A 12760-nucleotide genomic window follows, 5' to 3' on the forward strand; every position below is an offset into this window, starting at 1 on the left:
CAGTCGCCTGCGACGAGGCGTCCCGCGTGGGAAAGGCGTCGAGCCTGGCTGACGAAATGCGCGTTCACGGTTACAGGCTGGTCCCATGGCCCATGAAAGTCAAACCGCGCGGACGGCCGCCTTGTCGCAGGTGATGGGCATCGTCAATGTGACGCCCGACAGCTTTTCTGACGGGGGGCGATGGGCCTCGACCGAAGGCGCGATTGATCAGGCCATGCGGCTGGTCGCGGACGGGGCCGATGTGCTGGACATCGGCGGGGAGAGCACCCGGCCGGGGGCCGAGCCGGTGGGCGAGGCCGAGGAGATCGACCGGGTCGCGCCGGTCATCGCCGGCGTCCGCGCGCGCTGGGGCGGGGCGATCAGCATCGATACGATGAAGCCCGCCGTCGCCCGCGCCGCCGTCGCAGCCGGGGCGACGATGTGGAACGACGTGACGGCGCTGAGCCATGCGCCCGACAGTGCGGCGGTCGCGGCCGAACTGGGTTGCGACGTGGTGCTGATGCACATGCGGGGCGAACCCCGGACGATGCAGGCGGACCCGCGCTATGACGACGTGGTGGGTGAAGTGCGCGACTATCTGCACGGGCGGGCTGAGGCGGCGATGGCGGCGGGCGTGGCGCGCGAGCGGATCTGGCTGGATCCCGGCATCGGTTTCGGCAAGACGCTGGCGCACAATATGGCGCTGACGGCGCGGCTGCGGGCGCTGGTCGATCTGGGCTTTCCGGTGCTGTACGCCGCCAGCCGCAAGCGCACGATCCAAGCTATCGATCCGACCGCGATCGCGGCCGACGACCGGCTGGGCGGGTCGCTGGCCTTGGCGCTGGAAGGCGCGCGGCGAGGGGCGCGGATGGTGCGGGTCCACGACGTGCGCGAGACGGTGCAGGCGCTGAAGGTCCAGGCGGCGGTGACGGCGGCGGATTGAAGGCCCGCGACGGACGGTCGCAGCCGGTGTAGAGGGCAGGTCTGCAACAGCCCTGATCTGCCCATGCCCCTGACCGCCTACATCGCCCCCATCGTCATGTTGTGCCTGTCGAACGTCTTTATGACCTTCGCCTGGTACGGCCATCTGAAGTTCGATCACAAGCCGCTGTGGATCCTGGTCATGGCCAGCTGGGGCATCGCCTTCTTCGAATACTGGCTGGCGGTGCCGGCCAACCGGATCGGCATCCAGGTCTATTCGCCGGCCGAGCTGAAGACGATGCAGGAGGTGATCACCCTGTTGGTCTTCGCCGGGTTCTCGGTGCTGTATCTGGGCGAGAAGCTGACGGTGAACCATCTGGTCGGCTTCGCCTTCATCGGCCTGGGGGCCTTCTTCATCTTCAAGGGGCCGCTGGGCGCCTGATCGCGGCTTGCTCCGGACCGCGGCCTGTTCCATCTGGTCGCCATGTCCTGGGTGATGTCGATCAATCCGTGGGCGACGCTGGTCGTCGCCGGTCTGCTGGAGGTCCTGTGGGCCTCGGGCCTCAAGAATGTGGGCGTCAGCCGGCCGTGGACCTCGCTGGGGGTTCTGATCGCGCTGGCGGGTAGCATGATGCTGTTGTGGGTCGCCACGCAGAAGCTGCCGATCGGCACGGCCTATGCAGTGTGGACCGGCATCGGGGCGGTGGGCGCGGCGGTGGTCGGCATCCTCGTTTATGGCGAGCCGGCGACGGCGGTCAGGGCCGTGTGCATCCTGCTGATCGTGGCGGGCATTGTCGGGCTGAAACTGTTTTCGGGAGCGGCGGCATGAGCGCGCTTCATCAAGGACGCGTCTTGATCCTGGCAGGGTCGGACTCGGGCGGCGGCGCGGGCATCCAGGCCGACATCAAGGCCGTGACGATGATGGGCGGGTTCGCCGCCACCGCGATCACGGCCATCACGGTGCAGAACACCCTGGGGGTCCACGGGGTCCATCCGCTGCCGCTCGATCTGATCGCAGCACAGGCGCGGGCGGTGCTGGAGGACATCGGGACCGATGCGGTCAAAACCGGCATGCTGGGCTCGGTCGAGGTGGTCGAGACGGTCGCGGCCCTGCTGGACGAAGCGGACGCCCCGGCGGTGGTCGACCCGGTCATGGTGGCCAAGGGCGGGCACCCGCTGTTGCCGGATGCGGCGGTCGAGGCGGTGAAGCGCCTGATGATCCCGCGCGCGGCCCTGCTGACGCCCAATGCGCCCGAGGCCGAGGCCCTGACGGGCTTTGCGGTCCACGAGCTGGACGGCCAGAGGCGGGCGGGCGAGGCGCTGCTGGCCATGGGGGCGCGGGCGGTGCTGATGAAGGGCGGGCATGTGTCGGGGCCGACGGTGATCGACCTGCTGATGACCGCAGACGGCGAGACGGTGCTGGAGGCTGAACGGGTCGACACCCGCCACACCCACGGCACCGGCTGCACCCTGGCCAGCGCCTGTGCAGCCGGGCTGGCGATGGGGCGGCCGCTGGAGGTCGCGGTGGCGGAGGCCTGGGCCTATGTCGGCGAGGCGATCCGCCGGGCGCCGGGCCTGGGCGGCGGACACGGGCCGCTGGACCACGGCTGGCCGGTGCGGGGATGAGCGAGCTGGAGGCGGAACTGGCCGCCATCGTGCGCGCCGACGCTGGCCTGATGTACGTCCTGACGACCGTCCGGGCGCTGGACCTGCCCGACTGGCGGCTGGTGTCGGGGGCGGTCTATCAGGCCGTGTGGAACGCCAGGACGGGGCGGCCGGCGGGCTATGGGGTCAAGGACTACGACCTGGCCTATTTCGACGCGTCGGACCTGTCCTACGAGGCTGAGGACGTCGTCATCAAACGCGTCGCCGCCGCCTTCGACGAACCGTTCCGCAGCCAAGTCGAGGTCCGCAACCAGGCGCGGGTGCACCTGTGGTTCAAGAACCGGTTCGGCGAACCCTATGCGCCGTTGCATTCGACGGATGAGGCGCTGGGGCGGTTCGTGGCGCCGACCTTTGCGGTCGGGGTGCGGCTGGAGGCGGACGACAGCCTCAGCATCGCCGGGCCTTTCGGGCTGGAGGATGTGTTCGCCCTGACGATCCGACCCAACCCAAGCCGGCCGGTGGCCAAGGGCTGGGCCAAGGCCGTCGACAGCGCGCGGGCGCGCTGGCCCGAGCTGACGGTGATCGAACCCTAGAAGGGCCCGTGCTTGCCGTTCGAGGAGAACTCGGGCGGGGCGGCCTTGTGGACATATTGTTCGGCGACCAGCCAGGCCTTGAAGGGGCGCAGGCAGCCCAGGCACAGGGCGACCAGGATCGGCAGGGTCACGACCAGATGCACCCATATCGGCGGGTGGACGGTGAAGTCGAACACCATCAGCAGGATCATCCCCACCACCCCGACCGCCGTCATGACGAAGAAGGCCGGGCCGTCCGCCGGATCGGCGAAGGCGTAGCTGAGCCCACACTCCGGACATTCCGTCTGTAGCGTCAGGTAGCCTTTGAACAGCGGTCCCTTGCCACAGCGGGGGCAGCGACAGGCCAGGCCGGTCTTCAGGGTGCTGAGGCGCGGATAATCGGTCATGGGACGACTATGGGCGCTTAATACGGCGCTGTCGCGTGGACCGGTTGTCCTAACGCCATCCATCATCACGGTGAACGGCGGTTAACCGCGATTAAAGGCCTTGTGCGGCATGGGTCGGGAGATATGTCCGGGGCCTCGCCGACAAAGCGCATCCTGAAGACGACCGTGGCCGCCGCCACGGCCGGCGCCGTCGTGTTCGCGCCGATGGCGCCGCTGGCCCAGGAAGTCGGGCGGTCGCGCGATCCGCTGTCCATCAATATCGGCGCAAACGCCGAGTTCACGCGGGTTGAGTTCGGCGGCGTGATCGGGGTGCGCTCGCGCATCAGCCGCGAGGGCGACAAGGTCGTCGTTCGGCTGGGGACCACCGCCGCGCCCGACGTCTCGCGATTGAAGGTCGATCCGCCGGCCGGGGTGAAGTCGGTCGAGACGCGGCCGAGCCGGGGCGCGGGCGGCACGGACCTGATCCTGACGCTGGAACAGGGTGCGGATGCGCGCTCGGGCGTAGCGGACGGGGCGGTGTGGCTGAACCTCTATGCGCCCGGCAAGGCGCCGGAGGGCGGGGACGCCGCCGCGCCGCAGACGACCAAGGCCGTGGTGCCGGTGCGGGCCGAGACGGCCGGCGGCAAGACGGTCCTGACCTTCGACTGGGGCGCGCCGGTGGGGGCGGCCGTCTTCCGCCGTGGCGATGCCGTATGGGTCGTGTTCGACACCGCCGCCCGCATGGATATGAGCGGCGCCAAGGCGCTGGGATCGGCCAAGAACGCCCAGTGGGCGGCCGGGCCGGGCTATACAGCTCTGAGGATCGCCGAACCCGAAGGGCTGGGCGTCTCGGCGCAGGGGCAGGGCGGGACCTGGACCGTGACCCTGGGCGGCCCAGACGGTGCGGCGGGCGGGGTCGAGGTTGGCCGGTCCGACGACGGCGCGCCGGTGCTGGTGGCGCAGATGGCCGGGGCGACCAAGGCAGTCTGGCTGACCGATCCGCTGGTCGGGGACCGGTTCGCGGCGGTGACGGCCCTGGCGCCCGGCAAGGGTTACGCCGGCGGACGGCGCACGGTCGATCTGAGCCTGATCCCGACGGCGCAGGGTCTGGCCGTGGAGACGGCGGCTGACGACCTGAAGATCGAGGCGGAGGGCGATCTGGTGACGCTGAGCCGGCCCAAGGGGCTGGCGCTGTCGTCGCCGGCGGCCGGGCTGGAGACGGGCGACCACAATGCGGAAGCGCCCAAGCGGGCGGCCTATCCGGCGCTGATCGACGAGACCTGGGCCGCGACGGGCGAGGCGGGATTCTCGGACCGCTATCGCCGGCTGCAAGACGCAGCGGGGCTGGAGACGATCGCGGCGGCGGACAATCCGCGCGCGCCGATCGAGGCGCGGATAGCGCTGGCGCGGTTCCTGGTCGGGTCGGGCCTGAACTATGAGGCCATCGGGGTGCTGAACGCCCTGATCGCCAAGGCGCCCAATCTGCAAGGCGAGCCCGAAGTGCGCGGCCTGCGCGGCGTGGCGCGCGTCGGCGTCGGGCGGCTGGAGGAGGCCCAGGTCGATTTCGCGGGCGCCGCCCTGGCAAACGATCCGGCGACCAAGGTCTGGCTGGGCTACATCGCTTCGGAGATGGGCGACTGGGAGGGGGCGCGTCGCAACTTCGCCGCCGGCGCCCCGGCCATCGACAGCTTCCCCAAGGAATGGCGCGCCCGGTTCGGCGCGGCCCACGCCATGGCCGCGATCCAGTTGAACGATCTCGCCGCCGCCCAGCAGCTGTTGGCCTATGTGTTCAGCCAGGATGCGCCGGCGGTCGATCAACTGACCGCGCGGCTGGTGCAGGCCCGGATGTTCGAGCTGAACGGCGACAAGAACCGGGCGCTGGCGGTCTACAAGGCCGTGGCGCGCGCGCCGCTGGACGGGATCGCGACGCCGGCGAAACTGGGCGCCATCGGCCTGGAGCTGGACAAGGGCGCGATCACGCCGGATCAGGCGACGGCCCAGCTGGAACAGCTGAAATGGCGCTGGCGCGGGGATGCGACCGAGATGGCGGTCGTGCGCAAACTGTCGGGCATCTATCTGCAGCAGGGGCGATATCGCGAGGCGCTGGACGCCCTGCGCGGCGCGGGCAAGCGGATGGCCGGCGTGCCGGGCGCAGCCGAGGTGCAGGCGGATCAGGCCAACGCCTTCCGCGCCCTGTTCCTGGACGGGGCGGCGGACGGTTTGCAGCCGGTGCAGGCGCTGGCGCTGTTCTATGACTTCCGCGAACTGACCCCGATCGGGGCGGACGGCGACGAGATGGTGCGGCGTCTGTCGCGCCGGCTTATCGACGTGGACCTGCTGGATCAGGCCGCCGAGCTGCTGAAGCATCAGGTGGACGAGCGTCTGGACGGGGTGGCCAAGGCCCAGGTCGCGACCAATCTGGCCACCGTCTATCTGATGGACCGCCAGCCGGAGAAGGCGTTGCAGGCCATCTGGGGCTCGCGCACCACCCTGCTGCCCAATGCGATGAACAGCGAGCGCCGGGCGCTGGAGGCGCGCGCCCTCATGGATCTGGGCCGGTTCGACCATGCGCTGGAGGTGCTGGACCGGGATCAGTCGAACCCGGCGCGCGAGGTGCGGGCTGACATCTTCTGGAAGCAGCAGAAGTGGGGCGAGGCGGCGCCGATCTATGAGGCGCGGCTGGGCGATCGCTACAAGACCGCGACCACGCCGCTGACGCCGGCCGAGGAAAGCTGGCTGATCCGGGCGGGCGTCGGCTATTCGCTGGCGGGCGATAGGGCCGCGCTGCAGCGGCTGAGCGGGCGCTTTGGGCCGATGGTTCCCGGCGCGCGTTCGGCGGCGGCGCTGCGGGTCGCGCTGGACGACAATCTGTCGGGCGTGGCGGGAACGGGCGACTTCGCCAATCTGTCCAGCCAGGCCGACACCTTCGTCGGCTGGGTCAACAGCGCCAAACAGGCGTTCAGAAAAGAAGCTGACGCGAAGAGCGCCGCCTGAAATTGAAACGGGCGGAGATCGCATCGCGACCCCCGCCCGTCGAGCATTGCCGGTCCTGCATCGCAGGACCGAAAAGGCTTAGCCGTTGACGGCGTCCTTCAGCGGCTTGGAGACGCGGAAGCGCACGGCCTTGGAGGCGGCGATCTTGATGGTCGCGCCGGTAGCCGGGTTGCGGCCTTCGCGCTCAGCGCGGTCGGCGGTGTCGAAGACGCCCAGGTTCGAGATGCGGATGTCGCCGCCCGACTTCAGGGTCGAGTGGATGTTTTCGACGATCGCGGTCAGCACCTTGCCGGCGTCGGCCTGCGAAACACCAGCGTCTTTGGCGACGGCGGCGATCAGTTCGGCTTGAGTGGTCATAAGAAGCGTTTCCAGTGTTAGTCGCCCGATTCCGAGCGAGGACCGGGGGATCAACACGGATTTCCATACGCTTTGCAAGCGCCGATGACGCTTAAAGCCATATGGGGCGGGGGATTATCCGGTACCGGACGCCCGCTGGAAGCTTTCGACCAGGCTTCCGGCGACCAGTCGCCAGCCGTCCACCAGCACGAAGAAGATCAACTTGAAGGGGAGGGAAACCACCACCGGAGGGAGCATCATCATGCCCATGGACATCAGCACGCTGGCCACCACCAGATCGATCACAAGGAACGGAACGAAAAGGAGAAATCCGATCTCGAACGCCTTCTTCAGCTCGCTGATCATGAAGGCCGGGGTGACCACACGCAGGGGCAGGTCCTGGACGTTCTGGGGCGGGTCGATCTTCGACAGCCGGGTGAACAGGGCGAGGTCCCCGCGGTCCACCTGGGCCAGCATGAAGGTTTTTACGGGTTCGGACGCCTGATCGAAGGCCTGGGGCAATTCAATCTGCTGATCCATCAGCGGACGGATGCCCGAATCATAGGCGTCCTGCCAGGTCGGGGCCATGACGATGGCGCTGAGGAACAGCGACAAGGACACCAGGACGGCGTTCGGCGGCGACTGTTGAAGGCCCAGCGCCGTGCGCAGCAGCGACAGGACCACGATGATCCGCACGAAGCTGGTCGTCATGATGACGATCGACGGCGCCAAGGAGAGGACGGTCATCAGACCGACCAGCTGGACCACGCGCTGGGTCAGGCCGGCGCCGGTGCCCAGATCGATGTTGAGGGCCGAGCCGCTTTGCGCCGCCTGCTGGGCCAGGGCCGCGACAGGCCAGGCCAGGCAGACCAGAGTGGTGAACAGCGACAGCAGGGCCGCGCGTTTCAGCTCGGCGCCGGTCGGCTTGACGAAGACGGCGGGCTTCACTGGCCGCCTCCCACTTTGCCGAGAGGGGGCTGACGCGGTTCGATCAGTTCACGGCCTTCGCCCAGCAGGATCAGCCGCTCCTCGTCGTCGACGCGGACCAGAACGAGGCGACGGGCGGGGTCCAGCACCAGGGTCTCGACGACCTGAAGCCGGCGCTCGCCGCGCTCCGCATTCAGCCGAGCCAGGATTTGCGGCGCATAGCGGCGCGCAGCCCAGGCCGCGATCCCGATCAGGCCGAGGGTGAAGGCCAGGCCGAAGACCGCCCGGGCGAGATCGAGGAAATTCATGACGCTGCAAAGGCCCCGCGCAGTCCGCGCTTGAGCGTGATCGTTTCTGGAGGAACCGCTACGGCGGTTCCGGCAGAAGCGTGAATCACGCTCTCGCATAAATCTGGAGCCTGATTCACGGCATCGTCGGAATCGCGAAGCGATTCCTCCTCAATCGATCAGGCTCTAGACCCTGAATGTTAACCAGCACGGTTAACGACCCGTTGAGATAACCCCCTATTAACCATCCAGGCGGCATTTTCTGCCCATCGCGCGCATTCGCGTCGCACGGGAGACCGCCATGGGCGTCGCCGACATACCGCTGCTGGGGCAGATCAAGGGCCGGCTGGGCTGGCTGGACGCGCGCCAGCGGGTCATCGCCGAGAACGTCGCCAACGCCGATACGCCGGGCTTCGTCGGGCGCGACCTGAAACAGCCGACCGACTTCGCCGCCGCCATGCGCTCGGGCGGGGGGCTGCAGATGGTGCGCACCAATGCGGCCCATATCGCGCCGGCCGGTTCGCCGGTGCGGTTCGCTCCGACCAAGGCCCCCGATTCGGAGACCACGCTGGACGGCAACTCGGTGGTGGTCGAAGAGCAGATGCTGAAGATGGCCGAGAGCCGCATGGCGTATGACGCCGCCATTGGCTTCTACCAGAAATCCATGTCGATGATCCGCATGGCCGCCAAGCGGCCGGGCGCCTGAGCCGATGGCCGAGAAGGACTGACCCATGCCTGATCCCATCCCCCCTTCGAACAGCGCCATGGCGGTGGCGGCCTCGGCCCTGAAGGCGCAGCAGTCGCGCATGCGCGTGATCGCCGAGAACATCGCCAACGCCCAGTCGACGGCGCGCACGCCGGGCGGCGAACCCTATCGCCGCCAGATCCCGGTCTTCCAGGCGCGCGAAGTCGATGGTGCGACCGGCGTCACCCTGGCCGAGGTCCGGCCCGACCAGGGCGACTTCAAGATGGACTATGACCCGTCGCACCCGGCTGCGAACGCGCAAGGCTATGTAATGCGGCCCAATGTCGACACCCTGGTCGAGGCGATGGACATGCGCGAGGCGCAGCGCGCCTATGAGGCCAATCTGAACGTCATCGAGACGGCGCGGTCGATGGACAGCCGCACCCTCGACATCATCAAACGCTGAGGGCTAGGCCATGAACCCGATGATGGCCGCCAAGGCCTATGCCGCCGTCCAAGGCGGCGCCATGCCGACCGGACTTTCAGGCGCAGCCCAGGCGCCCGGCGTCGGGGACGGCGGCTTCGCCGACCTGGTCAAGAACGCCATGACCGACATGACCCAGCAGTCGCGCGCGGCCGAAACCCAGATGACCCGCTCGGTTCAGGGCCAGGGCAATCTGATCGACGTGGTCACGGCGCTGAGCTCGGCCGAGGCGTCCCTGGAAACGGTGATCTCGGTCCGCGATCAGGTGATTTCCGCCTATAAGGAAATCATGGCGATGCCGATCTGACGGCAGGTCAGAAATAACGTTCGCCGATCCGCAGGGTGTCGCCGGGCGAAACACGCGCATCGGCGGTCAGCGGCTGGGCCTCTTCGACCTGTGATCCGGCGCGACGCACGAAGACGCGGCGCGTGTTGGCGCGATAGGTGAAGCCCTGGGCCGTCGCCACGGCGTTCAACACCGTCAGGTCCGGGAGATAGGGGTATTCACCTGGCCGATTGACCTCGCCCAGGATGTAGATCGGCCGATAGGTCAGGACCTGGGCGGTGACGCGCGGCTGGTTCAGATAGCCCTGGCTCAAGGCTTGAGCGACGGCGTCCTGAAGCTGGGCGCCTGTCAGGCCGGCAGCCTGAACCTCGCCGATCAGCGGCAGGGCGATCCGGCCGTTGGCGTCGATCACGAACTCGCCGCCCAGCGCCGCCTCGCCGAAGACGTCGATGCGCACCTTGTCGGCAGAGGCAAGCCGATAGTCCGACACGCTCTGAGGCGCAAAGGCCGTCAGGCCCAGCGACAGGATCGCGACCAGCAGGCCGATGCCTTTTCTTGCCCCCACTGTCATCGCCCCTGATCGTTTCAAGTGTGAAGGCTAAACGCTTCGGTTGTTCCGGTCTAGGGGCGGTCCGACAGGATACGGGCGGCCAGATCGCGGGCCTGGCCGCGCAGGTCGGGCACGGCCGTCATCTCCCAGAAGGCGCCGCGGGTCAGGGGGCCGATGGCGTGAAGGCCGCGCGCGGGTGCGCCCGCGCCGTCCAGCAGACCGCCCTCGTCATCGACCTGCAGGCCCAGGCCCAAGGGGTCGGGGCGACCGTAACCCTTGTCCAGGATGTCGCGGATCATCGGCTCGGTGCTCTTGGAGATCACGCCCAGGGGCCCGGTGCAGTTCACGACCAGGTCGAACCGCTCCTTGATGGCGCGCTTTTTTCCGCGTGGACGCCACGAGACCTCGATGACGTCGGTGGCCTTCAGCTCGGTCAGCTTGCCGGCCAGGATCGTCAGTTCGCCGCCGGCCAGCATGGAATGGATGTCGCGGGCCGGGCCGGGCGACAGGCGGTGACGATGCACGTCCCACAGGGGGCGCAGATGGCGCAGGAAGCGGCTGCGCTCGACCCGCGACCAGCCGCGCCAAATGTCGCGCGCGGAATGGCGCAGGCGGTCGAACACGGCGCGCCAATTGGCCTCGGCTGTCGCGGCGCGGATCTGGCGCAGGATTTCGGCCGGGCTGCCCGAAAAGGCGCCGACATAGGGCGTGGGCGGAACGGTCGCGTGGGCGCGGGGCAAAAGGCCGTGACGCGACAGGGCGGTCAGGCGGCGTCCGGGCCGGCGCAGGGTGATGGCCGCATCCACCATTGTCAGGCCCGAACCGATCAGCAGGACGTTGCGGGCGTCTCGCGCCGTCTGAGGATCGAACCTCCAGGGGTTTTCGACATAGGCAGGGGAGGCGCGCACCGCGTCCTCGACGCCGGGGGGCGAGGCGGGCTCCAGATTGCCCAGCGCCAGCACGACCTGATCGGCCGCGATCTGTCCGTCGCTGGTCAGGATACGCCAGCCGTCGTCCTGGCGATCTATGGACTGAGCCTCGGCGCCGATCAGGTTCAGTCGGTCGGGGGCGTCGTCCAGCGCCTCGTCCAGCAAGGCCTGAAGATAGTCGCCGTAGACGCCGCGAGTGATGAAGCCGTCCTGGGCGCGCCACGACGGCTGTTCGGCCAACCAGTCGGCGAGGTGACTGGGCTGGTCGGGAAAGGCGCTCATATTGTCCAGGCGGACGTTCAGCAGATGGCCGGGATTTCCGGTGTCATAGGCGGTGCCGGGACCGAAAACGCCGCGCCGTTCGATCAGGGTGACGCGCACATCGCGCGAGGCCTTCAGCAGATTGACGGCGGTCAGCAGGCCGCTGAAACCCGCGCCGACGATGGCGACATGCGGTCCATTCTGCTGCGGCACGCGCACCCCCGTTTTCTGTTTCCGTCGCTGTCGATAACACGCGGCGATCCAGAGGGATCATGGCGATAAATATCTATCTGACCAGTAGGAATAGCGTGATCAGCGGCTGCGACCCCTGGCCTGGCGGATATCGCGCACCGCCAGCGGGAGCAGCGTCCAGGGCTCGACGCAGTAGCGGACGAACAGCCGTTTCGGATCGTGCAGCAGGCGATAGGCCCATTCGATTCCGGCACGTCCCATCCAGCGCGGGGCCGCGCTTTGAACCCCCGCCTCATAGTCGAAGGCGGCGCCGACCGACAGGATGACGCAATCGGGCAGGCGCTCGAAGTTTTCGGCGATCCATAGCTCCTGGCGCGGCATTCCCATGCCGACGAACAGGATATTGGGCTGGAAGGCCGTGATCCGATCCAGGACGGCGGCGTTCTCGGACGAACCGGGGCGGGCGTTGAAGAAGCCGTGGTGGATGGCGATGTCGGCGTCCGGATAGCGGAGCTTCAGCCGGCGGGCCGCCTCGTCGCCGACGCCAGGCGCGCCGCCGACGGACAGGACGCGCCAGCCCTGACGGTTCGCCACGCTCCAGAAATGGTCGCGCCAGTCCAGATAGGTGCAGCGGTGAAAGCCCCGGCTGTGCAGGCCCAGGGCGCGCGAGAAGGCCAGAAGCGGCGTCGAATCGACCTCGATCAAATCGGCCCTGTCGTAGAAGGCGCCGAGTTCCGGTCGCTTCCGCATCAGATAAAGGCTGTGCAGATTGTGATTGGCGATCAGGCTCTTTGCCCCCTGTCGCACCGCCTGCTGAATGTGGTGCAGCACCTCCTCCGGCTTCACCAGATCCATCGATTGCCCCAGGATCGTGACCCGCTCGTGGGCGCGGCGGTTCTGGCGGAACGGCGCGCGCGGCCGGGCGCGGCGCTCCGGGACGAAGCGCTCTGGCGCAGAGGGGCTGAGAGACGGGTCCGCCATGAGGCGCTTCTAGGCGACCTTGCCTCAAGACGGGGTTAGAAAACAGGCTTAGCGCCCATTAAGGCGCCGCCGAACGCGGATCGAAAACGACGTGCGGCCAGGCTTGCCGCGCTGCGTGCGCAAGAAATCTCGCAAAGGCGAAAAATCCTTGTTGACCCCGCCCGGAGCCTCCCTTAGAGGTCCGCGCCTTCCCGATGGAAACGCCGCAAGGCGCTGCCGACGGGGCCCAGATGGCGGAATTGGTAGACGCGCTGGCTTCAGGTGCCAGTGGCTTAACGGCCGTGGAGGTTCGAGTCCTCTTCTGGGCACCATCTTTCAGAAAGCGTCGCACCGAACGGTGCGGCGCTTTCTTTGTTTTGGCCTATCGCCTCGCGCGCGCCGCCCC

Annotated in this window: 16 protein-coding genes and 1 tRNA gene; 10 read left to right on the plus strand and 7 right to left on the minus strand. The window is 68.2% G+C overall.

All coding sequences use genetic code 11. The features are described 5' to 3' along the window. Positions 1–85: 85 nt before the first annotated feature. The 5 genes from folP to BVE01S_RS09480 all read left to right on the plus strand — a co-directional run bounded on the left by folP (position 86) and on the right by BVE01S_RS09480 (position 3098). Positions 86–922, plus strand: coding sequence for a dihydropteroate synthase (gene folP / locus BVE01S_RS09460; RefSeq protein ID WP_066626815.1), 837 nt, complete (start codon positions 86–88; stop codon positions 920–922). A gap of 63 nt (positions 923–985) precedes the next feature. Next, positions 986–1342 (plus strand): DMT family protein, encoded by a 357-nt coding sequence (locus BVE01S_RS09465; protein WP_066626816.1) that lies wholly within the window; start codon positions 986–988, stop codon positions 1340–1342. Between the two features lie 42 nt (positions 1343–1384). Then, the gene (locus BVE01S_RS09470) at positions 1385–1729 is read left to right on the plus strand and encodes a DMT family transporter (RefSeq protein WP_066626817.1); all 345 of its coding nucleotides are present in this window, start codon (positions 1385–1387) and stop codon (positions 1727–1729) included. After that, positions 1726–2526: a bifunctional hydroxymethylpyrimidine kinase/phosphomethylpyrimidine kinase gene (thiD, locus tag BVE01S_RS09475; RefSeq protein ID WP_066626818.1), complete on the plus strand. Its 801-nt coding sequence runs from the start codon at positions 1726–1728 to the stop codon at positions 2524–2526. The genes BVE01S_RS09470 and thiD overlap by 4 nt, the downstream gene beginning before the upstream one ends. Beyond that, the gene (locus BVE01S_RS09480; RefSeq protein ID WP_066626819.1) at positions 2523–3098 is read left to right on the plus strand and encodes a nucleotidyltransferase family protein; all 576 of its coding nucleotides are present in this window, start codon (positions 2523–2525) and stop codon (positions 3096–3098) included. The genes thiD and BVE01S_RS09480 overlap by 4 nt, the downstream gene beginning before the upstream one ends. Here BVE01S_RS09480 and BVE01S_RS09485 read toward each other — a convergent pair. Further along, positions 3095–3484 (minus strand): DUF983 domain-containing protein, encoded by a 390-nt coding sequence (locus tag BVE01S_RS09485; RefSeq protein WP_055753964.1) that lies wholly within the window; start codon positions 3482–3484, stop codon positions 3095–3097. The two genes, BVE01S_RS09480 and BVE01S_RS09485, sit on opposite strands and share 4 nt — an antisense overlap. A gap of 123 nt (positions 3485–3607) precedes the next feature. Here BVE01S_RS09485 and BVE01S_RS09490 point away from each other — a divergent pair, with 123 nt between their 5' ends. Continuing rightward, entirely contained in the window at positions 3608–6457 is a 2850-nt protein-coding gene (locus BVE01S_RS09490) for a tetratricopeptide repeat protein (RefSeq protein WP_066626821.1), read from the plus strand. A gap of 78 nt (positions 6458–6535) precedes the next feature. On the opposite strand, the gene BVE01S_RS09495 is transcribed toward BVE01S_RS09490, so the two are convergent. The 3 genes from BVE01S_RS09495 to BVE01S_RS09505 all read right to left on the minus strand — a co-directional run bounded on the left by BVE01S_RS09495 (position 6536) and on the right by BVE01S_RS09505 (position 8028). Further along, positions 6536–6814 (minus strand): HU family DNA-binding protein, encoded by a 279-nt coding sequence (locus BVE01S_RS09495; protein ID WP_017506838.1) that lies wholly within the window; start codon positions 6812–6814, stop codon positions 6536–6538. Between the two features lie 114 nt (positions 6815–6928). Next, positions 6929–7741, minus strand: a complete 813-nt coding sequence (gene fliP / locus BVE01S_RS09500) for a flagellar type III secretion system pore protein FliP (protein WP_039244769.1) — start codon at positions 7739–7741, stop codon at positions 6929–6931. Continuing rightward, complete coding sequence (locus tag BVE01S_RS09505) at positions 7738–8028, minus strand: FliO/MopB family protein (protein WP_017506836.1); 291 nt, start codon at positions 8026–8028, stop codon at positions 7738–7740. The genes fliP and BVE01S_RS09505 overlap by 4 nt, the downstream gene beginning before the upstream one ends. A gap of 280 nt (positions 8029–8308) precedes the next feature. Between BVE01S_RS09505 and flgB the strand changes: the two genes are divergently transcribed. Genes flgB through fliE form a run of 3 tightly spaced genes read left to right on the plus strand, consistent with a single transcriptional unit; the run spans position 8309 to position 9483 of the window. Beyond that, positions 8309–8713, plus strand: coding sequence for a flagellar basal body rod protein FlgB (flgB, locus tag BVE01S_RS09510; RefSeq protein WP_017506835.1), 405 nt, complete (start codon positions 8309–8311; stop codon positions 8711–8713). A 25-nt stretch (positions 8714–8738) separates the two neighbouring features. Then, positions 8739–9158, plus strand: coding sequence for a flagellar basal body rod protein FlgC (gene flgC, locus BVE01S_RS09515; RefSeq protein WP_369796239.1), 420 nt, complete (start codon positions 8739–8741; stop codon positions 9156–9158). 10 nt (positions 9159–9168) lie between these two features. Beyond that, positions 9169–9483 (plus strand): flagellar hook-basal body complex protein FliE, encoded by a 315-nt coding sequence (fliE, locus tag BVE01S_RS09520; protein WP_066626823.1) that lies wholly within the window; start codon positions 9169–9171, stop codon positions 9481–9483. 7 nt (positions 9484–9490) lie between these two features. Here the strand turns inward: fliE and BVE01S_RS16560 are convergent, their stop codons facing one another. The 3 genes from BVE01S_RS16560 to BVE01S_RS09535 form a co-directional block, all read right to left on the minus strand. Continuing rightward, positions 9491–10033, minus strand: a complete 543-nt coding sequence (locus BVE01S_RS16560) for a polysaccharide biosynthesis/export family protein (protein WP_084375367.1) — start codon at positions 10031–10033, stop codon at positions 9491–9493. Positions 10034–10083: 50 nt separating this feature from the next. Next, a complete protein-coding gene (locus tag BVE01S_RS09530; protein ID WP_146112033.1) occupies positions 10084–11415 on the minus strand; it encodes an FAD/NAD(P)-binding protein in 1332 nt (443 codons plus the stop codon). A 99-nt stretch (positions 11416–11514) separates the two neighbouring features. Further along, entirely contained in the window at positions 11515–12375 is an 861-nt protein-coding gene (locus BVE01S_RS09535) for a WecB/TagA/CpsF family glycosyltransferase (RefSeq protein WP_066626826.1), read from the minus strand. Between the two features lie 224 nt (positions 12376–12599). On the opposite strand from BVE01S_RS09535, the gene BVE01S_RS09540 reads away from it, so the two are divergent. After that, positions 12600–12686 (plus strand) — tRNA-Leu (locus BVE01S_RS09540). The last annotated feature ends 74 nt before the right edge of the window (positions 12687–12760 follow it).

The sequence above is a fragment of the Brevundimonas vesicularis NBRC 12165 genome (assembly GCF_001592205.1).
Classification (GTDB): domain Bacteria; phylum Pseudomonadota; class Alphaproteobacteria; order Caulobacterales; family Caulobacteraceae; genus Brevundimonas; species Brevundimonas vesicularis.

What these genes read in the sequence shown, in the direction of transcription:
- folP (WP_066626815.1), top strand. Translation starts at nt 86, where the DNA reads ATGGCCCATGAAAGTCAAACCGCGCGGACGGCCGCCTTGTCGCAGGTG.
- BVE01S_RS09465 (WP_066626816.1), top strand. Translation starts at nt 986, where the DNA reads ATGCCCCTGACCGCCTACATCGCCCCCATCGTCATGTTGTGCCTGTCG.
- BVE01S_RS09470 (WP_066626817.1), top strand. Translation starts at nt 1,385, where the DNA reads ATGTCCTGGGTGATGTCGATCAATCCGTGGGCGACGCTGGTCGTCGCC.
- thiD (WP_066626818.1), top strand. Translation starts at nt 1,726, where the DNA reads ATGAGCGCGCTTCATCAAGGACGCGTCTTGATCCTGGCAGGGTCGGAC.
- BVE01S_RS09480 (WP_066626819.1), top strand. Translation starts at nt 2,523, where the DNA reads ATGAGCGAGCTGGAGGCGGAACTGGCCGCCATCGTGCGCGCCGACGCT.
- BVE01S_RS09485 (WP_055753964.1), bottom strand. Translation starts at nt 3,484, where the DNA reads ATGACCGATTATCCGCGCCTCAGCACCCTGAAGACCGGCCTGGCCTGT.
- BVE01S_RS09490 (WP_066626821.1), top strand. Translation starts at nt 3,608, where the DNA reads ATGTCCGGGGCCTCGCCGACAAAGCGCATCCTGAAGACGACCGTGGCC.
- BVE01S_RS09495 (WP_017506838.1), bottom strand. Translation starts at nt 6,814, where the DNA reads ATGACCACTCAAGCCGAACTGATCGCCGCCGTCGCCAAAGACGCTGGT.
- BVE01S_RS09505 (WP_017506836.1), bottom strand. Translation starts at nt 8,028, where the DNA reads ATGAATTTCCTCGATCTCGCCCGGGCGGTCTTCGGCCTGGCCTTCACC.
- flgB (WP_017506835.1), top strand. Translation starts at nt 8,309, where the DNA reads ATGGGCGTCGCCGACATACCGCTGCTGGGGCAGATCAAGGGCCGGCTG.
- flgC (WP_369796239.1), top strand. Translation starts at nt 8,739, where the DNA reads ATGCCTGATCCCATCCCCCCTTCGAACAGCGCCATGGCGGTGGCGGCC.
- fliE (WP_066626823.1), top strand. Translation starts at nt 9,169, where the DNA reads ATGAACCCGATGATGGCCGCCAAGGCCTATGCCGCCGTCCAAGGCGGC.
- BVE01S_RS16560 (WP_084375367.1), bottom strand. Translation starts at nt 10,033, where the DNA reads ATGACAGTGGGGGCAAGAAAAGGCATCGGCCTGCTGGTCGCGATCCTG.
- BVE01S_RS09535 (WP_066626826.1), bottom strand. Translation starts at nt 12,375, where the DNA reads ATGGCGGACCCGTCTCTCAGCCCCTCTGCGCCAGAGCGCTTCGTCCCG.